General features: G+C 36.5%; 14 protein-coding genes, 1 pseudogene and 1 riboswitch. Of the genes and pseudogenes, 13 read left to right on the forward strand and 2 right to left on the reverse strand.

Annotation, left to right across the window (positions count from 1 at the left end; translation table 11 throughout):
• Window positions 1–3 precede the first annotated feature (3 nt).
• The 8 genes from ESZ47_RS08740 (at window position 4) to thiD (ending at window position 7,039) form a co-directional block, all read left to right on the forward strand.
• Window positions 4–864 (forward strand): transporter substrate-binding domain-containing protein, encoded by an 861-nt coding sequence (locus tag ESZ47_RS08740; protein WP_148606604.1) that lies wholly within the window; start codon window positions 4–6, stop codon window positions 862–864.
• Window positions 865–887: 23 nt separating this feature from the next.
• Entirely contained in the window at window positions 888–1,610 is a 723-nt protein-coding gene (locus ESZ47_RS08745; protein WP_148606605.1) for an amino acid ABC transporter permease, read from the forward strand.
• A complete protein-coding gene (locus ESZ47_RS08750) occupies window positions 1,607–2,317 on the forward strand; it encodes an amino acid ABC transporter permease (protein WP_148606606.1) in 711 nt (236 codons plus the stop codon). The genes ESZ47_RS08745 and ESZ47_RS08750 overlap by 4 nt, the downstream gene beginning before the upstream one ends.
• A gap of 15 nt (window positions 2,318–2,332) precedes the next feature.
• Window positions 2,333–3,115, forward strand: coding sequence for an amino acid ABC transporter ATP-binding protein (locus ESZ47_RS08755; RefSeq protein ID WP_148606607.1), 783 nt, complete (start codon window positions 2,333–2,335; stop codon window positions 3,113–3,115).
• Between the two features lie 88 nt (window positions 3,116–3,203).
• A complete protein-coding gene (locus tag ESZ47_RS08760) occupies window positions 3,204–4,715 on the forward strand; it encodes a peptide chain release factor 3 (RefSeq protein WP_148606608.1) in 1,512 nt (503 codons plus the stop codon).
• A gap of 92 nt (window positions 4,716–4,807) precedes the next feature.
• Complete coding sequence (locus ESZ47_RS08765) at window positions 4,808–5,347, forward strand: hypothetical protein (protein ID WP_148606609.1); 540 nt, start codon at window positions 4,808–4,810, stop codon at window positions 5,345–5,347.
• 117 nt (window positions 5,348–5,464) lie between these two features.
• Window positions 5,465–5,579, forward strand: a riboswitch (THF riboswitch).
• Between the two features lie 35 nt (window positions 5,580–5,614).
• Window positions 5,615–6,172, forward strand: a complete 558-nt coding sequence (locus ESZ47_RS08770; RefSeq protein WP_148606610.1) for a folate family ECF transporter S component — start codon at window positions 5,615–5,617, stop codon at window positions 6,170–6,172.
• 39 nt (window positions 6,173–6,211) lie between these two features.
• The gene (gene thiD / locus ESZ47_RS08775) at window positions 6,212–7,039 is read left to right on the forward strand and encodes a bifunctional hydroxymethylpyrimidine kinase/phosphomethylpyrimidine kinase (RefSeq protein ID WP_148606611.1); all 828 of its coding nucleotides are present in this window, start codon (window positions 6,212–6,214) and stop codon (window positions 7,037–7,039) included.
• A 13-nt stretch (window positions 7,040–7,052) separates the two neighbouring features.
• On the opposite strand, the gene ESZ47_RS08780 is transcribed toward thiD, so the two are convergent.
• Complete coding sequence (locus tag ESZ47_RS08780; RefSeq protein WP_148606612.1) at window positions 7,053–7,736, reverse strand: DUF6198 family protein; 684 nt, start codon at window positions 7,734–7,736, stop codon at window positions 7,053–7,055.
• A gap of 126 nt (window positions 7,737–7,862) precedes the next feature.
• Here ESZ47_RS08780 and ESZ47_RS08785 point away from each other — a divergent pair, with 126 nt between their 5' ends.
• From ESZ47_RS08785 to ESZ47_RS08800, 5 genes and pseudogenes are all read left to right on the forward strand, one after another.
• The gene (locus ESZ47_RS08785) at window positions 7,863–8,639 is read left to right on the forward strand and encodes a (S)-acetoin forming diacetyl reductase (RefSeq protein WP_148606613.1); all 777 of its coding nucleotides are present in this window, start codon (window positions 7,863–7,865) and stop codon (window positions 8,637–8,639) included.
• 221 nt (window positions 8,640–8,860) lie between these two features.
• On the forward strand, window positions 8,861–11,563 hold the full coding sequence (gene adhE / locus ESZ47_RS08790) for a bifunctional acetaldehyde-CoA/alcohol dehydrogenase (RefSeq protein WP_148606614.1): 2,703 nt from the start codon (window positions 8,861–8,863) through the stop codon (window positions 11,561–11,563).
• A 417-nt stretch (window positions 11,564–11,980) separates the two neighbouring features.
• Window positions 11,981–12,775, forward strand: a complete 795-nt coding sequence (locus tag ESZ47_RS08795) for an ABC transporter ATP-binding protein (protein ID WP_244307582.1) — start codon at window positions 11,981–11,983, stop codon at window positions 12,773–12,775.
• A 139-nt stretch (window positions 12,776–12,914) separates the two neighbouring features.
• Window positions 12,915–13,238: pseudogene (locus tag ESZ47_RS09620) on the forward strand (FtsX-like permease family protein); the annotation flags it as partial.
• 48 nt (window positions 13,239–13,286) lie between these two features.
• Window positions 13,287–14,684, forward strand: coding sequence for a hypothetical protein (locus ESZ47_RS08800; RefSeq protein WP_161595286.1), 1,398 nt, complete (start codon window positions 13,287–13,289; stop codon window positions 14,682–14,684).
• Between the two features lie 246 nt (window positions 14,685–14,930).
• Here ESZ47_RS08800 and rlmD read toward each other — a convergent pair whose 3' ends face one another.
• Window positions 14,931–16,421, reverse strand: a complete 1,491-nt coding sequence (rlmD, locus tag ESZ47_RS08805; RefSeq protein ID WP_148606616.1) for a 23S rRNA (uracil(1939)-C(5))-methyltransferase RlmD — start codon at window positions 16,419–16,421, stop codon at window positions 14,931–14,933.
• Window positions 16,422–16,434 lie beyond the last annotated feature (13 nt).

The raw sequence follows: 16,434 nt of genomic DNA on the forward strand, positions 1-16,434 counted from the left end.
AAAATGGTAAATAAAAAAGGGATTATTGGTGTCGTGGTAGCAGTTGTAGTTATTGGTGGGGGTTTAACGATTCGCCATCTTAATGCTGATAGCAGTCAATCCGCAACGAAAAAAGTCAGGACAATTAATGTGGCCCATACACAAAACTATGTGCCCTATGATTATGTTAAGGATGGCGTATCACAAGGATACGAAGTTGATGTTTTGAAGGCAGTTGATAAGCTTTTGCCTGATTATAAATTTAAATACCATCCAACATCAGATGAAGATTTATTAGTTGGTTTGGATTCTGGAAAATATGATGTTGGGGTTAAGGGTGCTTGGTGGACTAAAGAACGTGCAAAAAAATACATCTTACCTAAACAAGCAGTTGGTGCATCTATTATAGGTATTACTTACAGAAAGGATGATAATTATAAATCATTTGCTGAATTTGCAAAAAAGTCAGGTAAGTTAGTGCCAATTTCACCACAAAATGGACAGTATGCTGTCGTACAAGCATGGAATAAAGAGCATCCTAATGAAAAAATTGCGTTAAAATCAGCTGACCAATTCACGGTTGGGGATGCATATAATTGGGTATTAGAAGGACGTTACGATGCCTATTTTGATGTTAAAGTCAACTATCAAAACTCTGTTGTTAAAAGTAACGGCGCTTACCATAGTTCGGCAGATAAATTGGCTTACGTGCCCTATAAAGGTATTAAAACCTATCCCATTATTAGTCGCTCAAATAGTGATAATACTAATTTTTCCAAAGAGTATGATCAAGCAATTAAAAAATTACAGAAAAATGGCACACTAGAAAAGCTGTCACAAAAATATTTTAAAGAAAACGTTTGGGACTTTGTCGGAGATAAATAGTGTTTCAAAATTAAGGAGTCAAAATGCCACCATTTAGTTTTAAATTTTTTCTATCTGTCTTTGGTCAGGTGTTACCTTACTTACCAGTGACTCTGCTAATTATCATTTTATCGATTATTTTTAGTTCGTTATTAGGGGTGATAATCGCTAGAGGTCAACTGGGTTCATCTAAAGTATGGCGTACAGTATCTCAAGGATATGTTTTTGTATTACGTTCAACACCTCCAATTGTTCTATTGTTTTTGGTATTCTATGGATTGCCTAAATTACTATTGCTATCCCTGAACATCAATATTAACGATTGGCAAAAATCTATATTTGTCATTATTGCTTTGTCTCTACTATTTGCTTCTAATTTAGCCGAAGTTTTTAAATCTGCTTATTTATCTGTCAACACTGGACAAAGAGAAGCTGCATTGATGGTAGGATTATCAGAATGGCAAGCGTTTTATCGTATTACGTTACCGCAAGCAATTGTTGTAGCTTTACCCAATTTCGCTAATACTGTTGCTGCGTTAATTAAGGATGCTGCCTTAGCGTATGTGATTGGCTTATTGGATATGATGGGTGCTGGGGATAATTTAATTTCCAGAAACTTTGGACATCACTCGTTAGAAACCTATCTAGCGCTTGCTATTATTTATTGGATTTTGTTTGTCATTATTGAGCAAAGCGCAAAGTATTTAGAAAAATATTTAGGTAAAGGTCATACGATTGCATCCAAATCAGCGGAGGTAGTTGCATGAATATACTATTTTTAATTCAGACGTTTTGGGCTGCTGTTAGAGCAATTCCGGTGACAGTGCTGATTACGAGTGCATCGGTATTGATTGGATTACCGCTAGGATTTTTACTAGCATGGATTAAAATTCGAAAAATTCGTATACTTTATCCTTTAGCTGTAGTTTATACGTCTCTAATGAGAGCCACACCAATGGTTTTACTCATTTTGCTGTTTTATAGCACATTACCAAGTTTTCTCAATGTTATTATGAATCAGAAATTACATTGGCATATCAAAGTATTTGATACTAACCCAGTCATTTACGCAATTATTGTTTTTTCTTTAATAGCTATCGCTAATTTGTCAGAAGTGTTTCGATCAGCCATTTTGACAATTGACCCTGGTCAAAAAGAAGCTGCTTTAATGGTTGGCTTGTCACCGATACAAGCGTATTATCGTATTATTATTCCACAGGCGTTGGTCTCAGCAATTCCCAATATTGGTAATTTGACATTGAATATTTTAAAAGGTACCTCGCTGGCTTTCATGATGACGGTACAAGAGGTGACGGCCGTTGCGAAAACGGCAGCCTCGTATACTTACAACTATACTGAAGCGTATATTGATATTTTTATCATTTATTTTATTTTAGGGACGTTGTTGCAAATTATATTTAGATATTTAGAACGTTATTTAAGTCGCCATAAACTGCGCGTTAAAGCTGTATAAGGAGGATAAGATAATATGTTAAAAGTCAGAAATTTCAAAAAAAAATATCACCAGCATGAGGTTTTAAAGGGGATTGATATTGAAGTTAATCAAGGCGATGTGGTCGCTCTACTAGGTCCTTCAGGTTCTGGTAAAACTACTTTTTTGAGAGGATTAGCCTTTTTAACCCCTGGTGATTCCGGTGTAATTACTTTTGACGATCAAAAAATAAATATTGAGTCGGCAACTCCGTCTGACATCAAAAAATTACGTCGGAAAATGGGTTTTGTGTTTCAAAATTTTAATCTTTTTGCTAACAAAACTGCGATTCAAAATGTTGAGGAAGGTCTCATCATAGGTCATAAGGTGTCTAAGCCAGAGGCAAAACGTCGAGCAACGGAGGCATTGAAAAAAGTGGGTTTACAGCAGTATGCTAATCATTATCCTAGTCAATTATCCGGAGGACAGGCGCAGCGTGTTGGTATTGCTAGAGCAGCTGCGCTGAATCCAGAAATTATTTTGTTAGATGAACCAACTAGTGCATTGGATCCGGAGTTGGTGGCAGATGTTTTGCAAGTTATTAAGCACCTAGCAGATGAAGGGAAAACTATGATTGTTGTAACACATGAAATGGCATTTGCTCGTGATGTGGCTGATAAAGTTGTTTTCATGGATAAAGGATTAGTAGTTGAACAAAATGAACCGACTTCATTTTTTGATGATCCAAAATCACCGCGTTTGAAAGAGTTTTTGAGTCGCATTAGTGCTGTAAATGTGGCAGACAATAGTTTTGAATACGAAAAAGCCGTCCAAAAATAATGTGTAGTATAAAATGTTTCACGTGAAACATGGAAAACATATTATTAGTTACTAGCGATTAGTCGGTTTTTCAGGTAAACTAGGTATTATGGAAAACTTTCAAGAACAATTAAAAAATCGTCGTACTTTTGCTATTATTTCTCATCCGGATGCTGGTAAAACAACGTTGACGGAGCAATTATTATTGCATGGCGGTGTTATTCGCGAAGCTGGAACTGTTAAAGGACGTGGCTCAAATAAATTGGCTTCGTCTGACTGGATGGCAATTGAGCAGCAACGTGGTATTTCTGTCACATCTTCTGTTTTACAGTTTGATTATGAAGGTAAACGGATTAATATTTTGGATACACCTGGACATGAAGATTTTTCAGAGGATACCTATCGTACGTTGATGGCTGTAGATTCAGTTGTTATGGTCGTCGATGCTGCCAAAGGTATTGAGCCACAAACTAAGAAATTATTTGAGATTGTTTCGCAACGTGGGATTCCGGTTTTTACCTTCTTTAACAAAATCGATCGTGATGCACGCCCAGCACTTGATTTGGTTGATGAATTGGAAACGGTGTTGGGAATTCAAGCTTATCCAATGAACTGGCCAGTTGGTTCAGGGCAAGTTTTGCAAGGTATTTATGACTTACAAGATGATAAACTTGTGCCCTTTAAGAATGCTACAACACATACTGAAATTGTTGATGAAGCGATGGATGAAATCGAGCTGCTTCGTGATGCAGGAAACGAATTTGATGAAGATAAAATTGCTCATGGTCAATTGACACAAGTATTTTTCGGATCAGCTTTAGTCAATTTTGGTGTGACTGAATTTTTGCGTGAATACTTGAATTATGCGCCAGCACCAGCAGCTATGGCCACAGTCGATGAAAAAATGATTGTGCCAGAAGACGAACAATTTAGTGGATTTGTTTTTAAAATTCAAGCCAACATGGATCCGCGTCACCGCGATCGTATTGCTTTCGTACGTATTGTAAGTGGTGAATTTACGCGTGGTATGGATGTTATGTTACAACGAAGTGGTAAAAAGTTGAAACTATCAAATGTGACTCAGTTTATGGCTGAGGAGCGTGAAAATGTTCAAACTGCGGTGTCAGGAGATATTATTGGTGTTTATGATACTGGTAATTTCCAAATAGGGGATACAATTTATTCTGGCAAAAAAACGGTTCATTTTCCTGATTTGCCAACGTTCACTCCGGAATTATTTAATCGTGTGATTGCTAAAGATGTCATGAAGCAAAAGTCATACCACAAGGGAATTGAGCAGTTAGTCCAAGAAGGAACTATTCAACTTTATAAATCTTGGAACGGTGGTGACTATATTATTGGTGCCGTTGGACAATTGCAATTTGAAGTTTTCCAATTTCGCATGGAAAATGAATACAACGTGGAAATTCAATTTGAGCCAATTGGTTCGAAGGTCGCACGTTGGATAAAATCAGAGCAATTAGATGAAAAAATGAGTTCTTCGCGAAATCTATTAGTTAAGGATCGTTATGATCAACCAGTATTCTTGTTTGAGAACAAGTTCGCGCTTAACTGGTTCCATGACAAGTATCCTAATGTGGAACTTGAAGAGAAGATGTAAATAGACTAATCCGATTGAGAGTACCGGTAGGTGCTCTTTTTTGTTAGATTAATATGTTAAAATATAAAATAATAGGAATACTGGAGAAAATAATGGCTTACTACACACAACAACTTTTTAATGGACAACGAGATCGTATTTTACGTGTTGCAGATTCAGATGATGCTACGCAAGCAACTGCTGGCTTTATTCACATTTTTGATGAACGTCGCGTTTTTGACTTTGAGTATGCTAAAGAACTAACCAACAATGAAATCACACAAGAACAATTTGATGAAGAGGGGGAATCAGCGAACACTTTCAGCGTTAATTTTATGCCGCTAGCTCATGAAGATGAAGAAGTTTCTAGTGAAATCTTTGAAGAATGGGCCAATATGATTGGCCGTGAATATGCATTGATACCTAATTTGCATATGAATATGTATCAACAGTCTTTAAAGCCAGAAATTGAAGAAATAGATAAAGATAGTTTTCCTGAACGATTACTTGAGTTGATTACACGCATTCTAGGTTCGTCGGTGGTAGGATTTGAGGAAAAGTCTCTAACACTATATCCTAGCTTTATGATTCAAGAACAATCCGAACATTCTGAAGAAAATAAACCTTCAACACAAATAATTTTACCAGAATAACTGAAATTATACCTGGTTCAGGTAGGTTTTTTAGTATTTAACGAACAATCGTTGTATGTTCATATAATCGTTCGCTTTACTTTATGGTACAATGATGAAGTCGATGAGACAAATAAAATCGGGGTAGATTGATGCGCGTTAAGTGCGGTGGAGACGGAATGTGAGCCACTGACGAAACAACTGGAGTAACTTGGAGTTGCCCTTGTGCGATGCATCAGTCACATTCACCATTATAAAAGGTGAACACTCCTATCGGAGGTTCTGTAAATGGAAAACACAACACGAATGTGGGTTTTTCCCAAGTTAGATACACGCCAATTTGTTGTCCTAGCATTGTTGATGGCACTTCATATGGTTTTAAGTAGACTAACGGTTGGTACTAATGTACTACAAGTTAGTTTTGCTTTTGTTACAATGTCCCTTATTGCTAAGTGGTATGGCCCGTTATGGGCGATGCTCATCGCAGCCGTTTTAGATATTGTCGGAGTAACAATTATTAATCCAGGTGCTTTTTTTATTGGATTTACTTTGACAGCCGTGGTTAGTGCGCTTATATATTCAGTGGCTTATTTCAAACACGACTTTAATAGTTGGGTTCGAGTGATGGTAGCTGTTGGATTAGTATCGCTGGTTACTAACATTGGACTGAATTCCATTTGGTTGGTCCTTATGTATCACACAGCTCATGACTGGAGTTCGTTTTTGATGTTTATCACGCCACGTGTGATTAAGAACGTCATTATGTTCCCAATTCAAGTTGGCATATCGTATTTTCTTTTAAATAGTCCGATTGTCAAGCATACAACGAAACAGATTTTTAGTTAAACAGCTTCGGCTGTTTTTTTTGAAAGCAGAGGATTAAATATGATTAATGATTTTCCACAAGTTTTAACAATTGCTGGTTCAGATTCTGATGGTTCAGCTGGACTCCAAGCGGATTTACATACATTTTTTATCCGCAATACCTATGGCATGAGTGTGCTAGTTGCAGCTGTAGCTGGTAATTCTTATGGCATACATGCTGCAGAAACATTGCCTTTAGAATTCATTGAAAAACAATTTGAGGTTCTTGCTGATGATTTTCATATTCGTGCTAGTAAGACTGGGATGTTATCTGATGATAAACTGATCGAAACGGTTGTTAAAGCTTATCAAAAATATAATTTTGGACCTTTAGTAGTTGATCCTGTCATTACAACAAAGCATGGTGCGCAATTACTAAAGGAATCCGCTTTTAAGGCATTAAAAGAACAATTATTACCATTAGCAACAGTGGCGACACCTAATTTTTTTGAAGCACAGTTATTGACGGGAAGGGTTATTGATTCAGAACAACAGCAAGTAGCTGCAGCGAAAGATATTCAAGCGTTGGGTGTTCAAAATGTGATTGTCAAAGGATGGCACAATCAAGAGAATCAAAATGAAGTTGCTGACTATGTTTTACTTGCTGACGGGACTGAATTTTGGTTGCGTCATCCGTACTTTATTACGACACATATTAACGGGACGGGCGATACGCTTAGTGCTACTATTGCTGCCGAAATTAGTAAAGGGCAAGATATTGCGACTGCTATTCGCATAGCTCATGATATTACAACAACAGCTATCGCTCATGAGATTGCTGTTGGTCATAAATTTGGCCCCATTAATCATTGGGCGGCACAGACATACAAACAAAAAGAAGACAACTAATTGTCTTCTTTTTTTATGATTGACCAGTAATGTCACCGTGTACAAGTCGTTTGAAAATATGTCTATCAGCCCAAGCAATATTCTTTCCTTGCAGCATAAACGAGATGACAGTTCCAATACCCAAAGCAACAATCTGTTGACTGATTATAAAACAAATAACTGAAATACCAATAGCAACTGCAAAATTACTCATTTGTGCTTTGCTGGCATTGCCACGAAAATAATCAAAACGTAGGATATTTGTGAGATCATCTAATGGATGTAAAATCCAATTCACGCGTTGATAAATTGAAATAGCGACACCGATTGTCCAGATACCGAATAAATCAAGCGGAATACGCCACCACCAATCTAATTGTCGGATGCCAAGGGAAATAAAATAATTTGAGAAGACACCTACTAGGATACTAAAAGACATACCAAAAAATACATTGCCAAGTAGACGTACCCAATTAATATGCATGGCTAACCACATATTAAGAAAGGCTACAGATATTGCTGTGATAGCGAGAAATACACTGATTTGCCAACCAGTCGTATTAGCTAAGTTAGCAGCGCTAGCGGTCCAAGGTGCAGATCCCATAGCGCTGGCCACACTGAGGCCGTTTCCAAACGAATTAATAATTAAAGAAATAAAAAAGAAGCTTATTTTCTGTTTATATCCCAATTGATAAAATTGGCCGTCTATATAGTACATAGTGTGTTTTTGTCCTTAATTCATTGTCTTTTTATTATAACATTAAGCAAAGTATTGTAAGAAAGTTTACAAAATCACAAAGAAGGTATAAAATGAATCTATTATCTAATTGTGAGGAAAAGAACAATGTCTGAAAATAAAGTTGCTTTGATAACTGGAGCTGGTCAAGGAATAGGTCAAGCGATTGCTGAACGTCTTTCAAAAGATGGATTTAAGGTAGCGTTAGTGGGCCGCCATTTGGGAAAAGTCCAAAATGTTGCAGATGAGATTAATCGAAATGGTGGTGAAGCAATTGCTATCAAAGCGGACGTGGCTAAACGTGACGAAGTATTCGCAGCTGTAAAAGAAACTAAAGAAAAATTTAAAGGGTTCGACGTTATTGTTAATAATGCTGGTGTTGCACCCACAACGCCAATTATGTCAGTGACCGAAGACGATATGAATTGGACATGGGGTATTAATGTTAATGGTATTGTCTGGGGTACGCAGGCAGCCGTAGAAGCGTTTAAAGAGTTTGGACATGGTGGTAAGATTATCAATGCGACATCTCAAGCAGGTGTACAAGGAAATCCTAATTTAACTGCTTATGGATCAACAAAGTTTGCAATTCGTGGTATTACACAAACAACTGCTAGAGAATTAGCAGAATTTGGCATTACCGTTAATGCTTTTGCACCAGGAATTGTTAAGACGCCTATGATGGAAGACATTGCACATGAAGTTGCTGTAAATGCTGGTAAGAGCGACGAATGGGGTATGGAGCAATTCTCTGAAGGAATTACGATGAAGCGATTGAGCGAGCCAGAAGACGTTGCCAATGTCGTATCTTTCTTATCAAGTAAAGATTCCAACTATGTTACAGGGCAAACGTTAATTGTTGATGGTGGTATGGTATTTAGCTAATCAAAATATAAAATATTTCAAAATCATGCCTCATACTCTGTGAGACATGATTTTTTAAGTCTTTATGTGATTTAACAAACAATTAAATAAAAAGGGTGATAGCGCTAACAAAAGGCTTTATATCAACTGTTTGCAAAGAAAAATAAAACTTGTTGCTTTTTTAACAAAGATGATATATACTTATATTGTTAATAAATGAGCAATTAAAGGAGCGTGAAATTATGGCAGAAGCAGTTGCAAAAAAGCCCGCAAAAAAGGTATTAACACCTGAAGAAAAAGCGGAATTACAAACACAAGCAGAAAAAATGACTGAAGGTTTGGTCGAAAAATCACAAAAAGCATTGGCCGAATTTTCAACATTTTCTCAAGAGCAAGTTGATAAAATTGTTGCGGCTATGGCGTTAGCTGGCTCGCAAAATTCATTGCTATTAGCTCACGCAGCGCATGACGAAACAGGTCGCGGTGTTGTGGAAGATAAAGATACGAAAAATCGCTTTGCATCAGAATCTGTGTACAATGCTATTAAATTTGATAAGACAGTGGGTGTTATCAGTGAAGATAAGATTCAAGGGAAGGCCGAATTAGCAGCTCCACTTGGCGTTTTGGCTGGTATCGTACCGACGACCAACCCTACATCGACAACAATATTCAAGTCAATGTTGACAGCAAAGACACGTAACACAATTATTTTTGCTTTCCACCCTCAAGCTCAAAAATCATCTGCACTTGCTGCTCAAATCGTTTACGATGCTGCGGTTAAAGCAGGTGCGCCAAAGAATTTTATTCAATGGATTGAAAAGCCATCACTGTATGGCACAAGTGCCCTGATACAAAATCCAAACATTGCTTCAATCTTGGCCACCGGTGGACCATCAATGGTTAACGCAGCTTTGAAGTCAGGAAATCCATCAATGGGTGTCGGTGCTGGAAATGGTGCAGTTTATATAGATGCAACGGTTGACACAGATCGTGCAGTATCCGATTTGTTGCTATCAAAGCGTTTCGATAATGGCATGATTTGTGCCACAGAAAACTCAGCCGTTATTCAAGCACCAATCTATGACGAAATTTTAACTAAGTTACAAGAACAAGGTGCATACCTTGTTCCTAAGAAAGACTACAAGAAAATTGCTGATTATGTTTTTAAGCCCAATGCAGAGGGCTATGGCATTGCTGGCCCTGTTGCTGGTATGTCGGGACGCTGGATTGCTGAGCAAGCCGGCGTAAAGATTCCTGATGATAAAGATGTACTTTTGTTCGAATTGGACCAGAAGAATATCGGTGAAGCATTATCTTCAGAAAAGTTGTCACCATTATTGTCGATTTATAAAGTTGAAAAGCGTGAAGAAGCTATTGAAACAGTTCAATCATTGTTGAACTATCAAGGTGCAGGACATAACGCAGCAATTCAAATTGGTTCACAAGATGATCCATTCATTAAAGAGTATGCTGACGCCATTGGTGCATCACGTATTTTAGTTAACCAACCGGACTCAATCGGTGGTGTTGGAGATATTTATACAGATGCTATGCGTCCATCGTTGACACTTGGTACCGGATCATGGGGGAAGAATTCATTGTCTCATAACTTATCAACATACGACTTACTTAACATTAAGACCGTGGCTCGTCGCCGTAACCGTCCGCAATGGGTTCGTTTACCTAAGGAAGTTTACTATGAAGCTAACGCCATTACTTATTTACAAGATTTGCCTACTGTAAACCGTGCATTTATTGTTGCTGATCCTGGTATGGTCCAATTTGGTTTTGTTAGCAGGGTATTAGGTCAACTTGAGTTACGTCAAGAACAGGTTGAAACAAATATCTATGGTTCAGTTAAGCCTGACCCAACTTTGTCACAAGCTGTGGAAATTGCCCGCCAAATGGCAGATTTCAAGCCAGATACAGTTATCCTACTAGGGGGGGGTTCAGCACTTGATGCCGGTAAGATCGGTCGTTTCTTGTATGAATACTCAACACGTCATGAAGGTATTTTAGAAGATAATGATGCTATTAAGGATTTGTTCTTAGAACTACAACAAAAGTTTATGGATATTCGTAAGCGAATTGTTAAGTTCTACCATGCACGTTTGACGCAAATGGTTGCCATTCCAACCACCTCAGGTACTGGATCAGAAGTTACACCATTTGCTGTTATTACTGATGACGAAACACATGTCAAGTATCCATTGGCTGATTATGAATTAACACCAGAAGTTGCAATTGTGGATCCAGAATTTGTTATGACCGTACCACAACATACGGTAGCATGGTCTGGATTAGATGCCTTGTCACATGCTTTGGAATCATATGTGTCAGTCATGGCTTCGGAATTTACACGCCCTTGGGCATTGCAAGCTATTAAGTTAATTTTTGATAACTTAACAAACTCATACAATTATGATCCTAAGAACTCAACTAAAGAAGGGCAAAATGCTCGCACAAAGATGCACTACGCTTCAACATTAGCTGGTATGTCATTTGCCAATGCCTTCTTAGGCCTTAACCATTCATTAGCACACAAGACTGGTGGAGAATTCGGACTACCTCACGGTATGGCAATCGCTATTGCAATGCCACATGTGATTAAGTTCAATGCGGTGACAGGAAACGTAAAGCGCACACCATATCCACGTTACGAAACCTATACAGCACAAAAAGATTATGCTGATATTGCGCGTTACTTAGGTTTGAAAGGTGAAACAGATGCGGAATTGGTCGATGTATTGATTGCAGAAATCAAGAAGTTAGCTGCATCAGTGGGTGTCAATCAAACACTATCTGGTAACGGTGTTTCAAAGCATGACTTTGATGCAAAGTTAGAAAAGATGATTGATTTAGTTTACAATGATCAATGCACGCCTGGAAATCCTCGTCAACCAAGTTTGGCAGAAATTCGTCAATTATTGAAAGATCAGTTTTAATAAAAACGAATCTTTCAATTAACTGAAGATAGCAAAAAAATATGGACAAAATAGAATAAATTAATTAACATACTCAATGGTTAGTTACCGATAAATAGTTGGTGACAAAACCATTGAGTTTTTTGTTCAGGTATAAGTTATCGAGTGCATTTGTGTCCTATAGTTATTGTTTGTCTAGAGTTTGATCCAACCAAATAAGATGAAATTATGAAAATACAAAGCAATTACTGAAAAAACGGAAAAATAATTATTGTTCGATATAGTAAATGTGAGTCAAGATCACTTTGACTATTGTTTAATTAAAATAAAATCAATAAAATGTGTTAATTTTTATAGGATTGATGTTAAGGCTCAAAAAGTGTAAGCTTTATTTGTGTAGTTAATCACTAAACAAATGAAGCTTACAAGGGGAAAATAATGACAATTGATAGGGGGAACATTATGATTTTGGAAGCACACAATGTTATGAAATACTATTTGGGGAGTAACAAACCAGTTTTGAATAATATTAATTTTTCGGTGCAAGAAACAGAGTTCGTTGCGATTATGGGTGCATCTGGTTCTGGCAAAACAACCTTATTAAATAGTTTGTCAACACTGGATAACATAAGCAGTGGTACAATTCTCTTAGATAATGAGGATGTGTCTAAAATAAATGAACGCCGAGGCGCGGAGATTCGAAAAAATAAATTGGGATTTATCTTTCAGGATTACAAATTATTAGCAAGTTTAACAGCACGTCAAAATATTGCATTATCACTTTCATTAATAGAAACTAAACCACAAGATATTGATGTTATGATTGATGATCTTTCAGAAAAGTTTCAACTTAAAGAATACCTTGATCATTATCCACATGAGTTATCTGGTGGACAAAAACAAAGAATCGCAATCATTCGAGCCATTATAAAAAAGCCTAAAATTATTATTGCAGATGAACCCACAGGGGCACTAGATTCAAACGCAACACGGATTATCATGCAACAATTAGCAAAAATCAATCAAAATTTAAATACTACTATTTTAATGGTGACACATGATCCATATACGGCTAGTTACGCGCAGAGAGTAGTATTTTTAAAAGATGGCGTTATTGAAAAAGAAATAAATAGGTTAGAAAACGTCTCACAAAAAGAATTTCAAAAAGAGTTAGCTAATGTTATGACTAGTATGGAGGTGATACAAAGTGATCTTTCAGATGAGCTATCGTAATATTAAGCACAATTTCAGCTTGTATATAATGTACATTTTGTCACAAGTGCTAATTTTTAGTTTGTTTTGTATGCTTCAATTTTTTGGAAATGATCAGCTAATTATTAAGAGATTAGCTGAAGATGCTAACATACAGTCTATGGCTAATGTGGTTTCAGCTTTCTATATTATATTTATCATTTTTTACTTTGTGTATTTCAATAATTTCTTTGTAAAACAACGCATAGAAGAATTGGGTATTTACACAATTTTAGGATTTAGAAAATCAAAAATCATAAGTATTGTATCGTTAGAAAATATATTATTAAGTTTTGTTTCTTTTTGTTTGTCTGTTCCGATTGGATTGATTTCGTATATCGCTATACGAACGATGTTAATTAAGTTTATAAAGTTAAATATTAATATTTATCATATGACTTTCAGCAGTCATGTAGTATCGAAAATATTGATTCTATTCGTTGTAGTGAGTGCAATTATATTTTTCGAAGTATGTATTCTTTTTCGGGGAAGTTTGGTCAAACTATTACAAGTTAAGGTGCAACAAGATAAGAAAATCAGAAAACACCCTTTGGGTGCAACGATCGGTTTTACATTTATTATATTGTCTTATGCATTAATATTAAATTTATTTACTCGCCCCAACTCGATTTGGGACGATGTGGGATTCTATCCAGTAATGCTAGTGACGATAGCATTAATAGTGTTTGGAACAGTCATGGTCATTAATTTTACATTACCTATGGTATTAGATTTGCAAATAAAGCATAAAAATTTATTGTATCGTAAGATAAATAATGTGGTTTTACCTAGGATGATTCATCAAGTGAGACAAAGAGGGAAGTTATTAACCACTATTAGTTTGCTTATTGCAGCAACTATCCTAGTGTTAGGTATTACCATTATGACACTTTCTTATCCATTTGAAGCGACTAAAAGAATTGTACCGTCTAGTGTGGAAACTGTAATTACTAAAAAAAATGTCTTGAATAAAAAGCAGGTAGATAACATTAAATCTCGTTATCACGCACAGGTTACACATAGCATTGTATTACGAGAAAAAATAGGGAAACCATTGCAGGTTGATGCTAAACGTTCTTTTAATTACATTGATATCATATCAAGTAGTAATTATAATCGAATATTGAAAGAGCAAAATAGACCTTTGTTAAAAAAGGTTCAAAAAGACAAGGCAGTAATGGTCAATTACTATACAAAATCAGGAGAAGAGAAAGAAAAAACAACCATTGAATTATCGAATTTACATCAAAAGTTAATGATTAATCAAACAACTAATAATAATCCTTTTGCTTTTGTTAATAGCGTTACTACTGTTGTTGTGAGTGATGAATATTTTTCTCAAATAGTTGATGTGAGTCGTAATAAGTATTCAGTTTACAGTATTAATAGCAAGAAATTACGTAATAATAAATCTCTGGTATCCTACATAGATAATCTCCATGTTGATATGATTAGTTCGTACAAGAAAAACCAAGAAATTACGCATGCCAATAGTCCAACATTTCTAATGATTACGTTAATCGCCATATTATTATTTATTAGTGTCACAACTGTTTTATACTTTACTTCACGTATTGAGCAGTTGAAGGTAGCCGCTGAATATAAAACAGCTCATAGTATTGGATACAGCTTGGATCAAATTTTAATGGTCATGAAAAAAGAAATTGGCATTTTGTTTTTTCCGCCACTATTAATAGGCTTTTTAGATGGTGTAATAGGCATTATTGGATTCAGATACATTATTGCGGATGCAAAATCAAGCAATAACTGGATAATGTTAGGGAAACCACTATTGCTTGTCACGGTCATTTTTATCCCTATTTATGTCTTAGTGTATTATTATTCATATCGTGGGACCTTTAATGAGTTACATAAAAAAATAGTACAGTAGTGAAAAGCTCCAAGAAATTTAGGTTATGTCTAAATTTCTTGGAGCTTTTTATTTAGGATAAAAAATATTTTTCAACAGAAAGTGGCGGTCGTAGAAGATTATTTTTCTAGAATGCTAGCCCCAAAAAGCAATTACATAACATTATCAGGTGAACCAACTTGACGTTGCATGGCATGTTGATATCATAATATTCTGGACATTTTATTCGGTTTAAGTTATTAGGTTTATTCCATAAGTAAGGTCTCTTTATTTTTGACGTTTTGTTAATTTAACAACGCCTTCCCAACGGGCAGTTTGAGGGAACATATCAATACTTTGAATGTAGTCAACTTGATAAGCTTTTGATAAATCAACCAAATCACGAGCTAAAGTAGATGCATTACATGAAATATAAACAAATTTTTCGGGCTGTGTCCGCAAAATTTCACGACGTAATGCAGTATCCAATCCAGTACGTGGTGGATCTACAACAAGAGCGTCGGCTACCCAGCCCTGCGCTTGCCATTTAGGGAAAAGTTTTTCAGCTGTGCCAACTTCATATTTAGCATTATTGATATGATTTAGTGCGGCATTGTGGTTCGCATCATCAACTGCTTCGGGGATAATTTCCATACCACGAACTTCACCGGCTTTGTCAGCTAAGGACAGACCAATTGTTCCAACACCAGCATAAGCGTCAACGAGCTTATCGGCATGTGTTAAATCAAGTGCTGACAACGCTTGATTGTAGACTACAGACATTTGCGTATGGTTTAATTGCATGAAAGCACGAGGTGACAGTTGAAAAATTTTTCCAAGAATTGTTTCTTCAATGTAGTCCTTACCCCAAAGTTTGAGCGTCTCTTCACCCCAAATTAAGCTAGTACGACCGGGGTTATAGTTCTGGAAAATTCCAGTGACTTCTGGCAGAGCCTTGTTGATTGCTTCGATTAAGGCGGTATCACCTGGAAAACCATCTGTATTTGTGACAAATGTGAGTTGAACTTCGCCAGTTGTATGAGATACACGAGCAACAATAGTTTTCACCGTGCCACGATTTTTATCTTCATTATATATTGAGACAGACAGCTTATCGAGCAACTCACGAACAGTACGCATAACTTTCATTGTAGCGGGAGTTTGTGTGCGTACAACTGGTAAATCAACTAATTCATGACTACCGCGCTTATACATACCTACGCTTAATTCATTACCAATTTTTCGAATCGGGAACTGTGCCTTGTTGCGGTATCCGTAAGGATTTTCCATGCCTATGGTTTCTCGTATGTCATAGTCCGACCAACCTTTAGGCTGGAATTTTTCAAGTGATTGCACTAAGACGTCCTTTTTAAAGCGTAATTGTGCTGAATAATTCATATGCTCAAGTTCAAATCCACCTACGTTATCTGCAAATTCGTCAAGTGGCTTGACTCTATCCGCAGATTTTTCACGTATCTTTAATACCTTTGCGGCAATATACTTTGGCTCTACTTCAGTCACTTTAACCACGGCTACTTCGTTAGGTAAAACACCAGGCACAAAAACTATCTTTCTTTTGAAATAGCCAATACCCTCACCGTTAATACCCAGACGTTTAATGGTTAATGGGAAGTTTTGCCCGATACGGACATTAACACCATCGCCTGTGTTGCGACGTGTATCTCCAGATTTGCGTGGATCGAAATTTTTTCCATAGTATGTTTTTTTACCACTACCATTGTTGCTTTTTTGATAAGGTCGTTTTTTTTGTTCTGTCATATTCATCTTTCTG

Origin of the sequence: Leuconostoc litchii (genome assembly GCF_008107645.1) — a bacterium.
Lineage (GTDB): Bacteria > Bacillota > Bacilli > Lactobacillales > Lactobacillaceae > Leuconostoc > Leuconostoc litchii.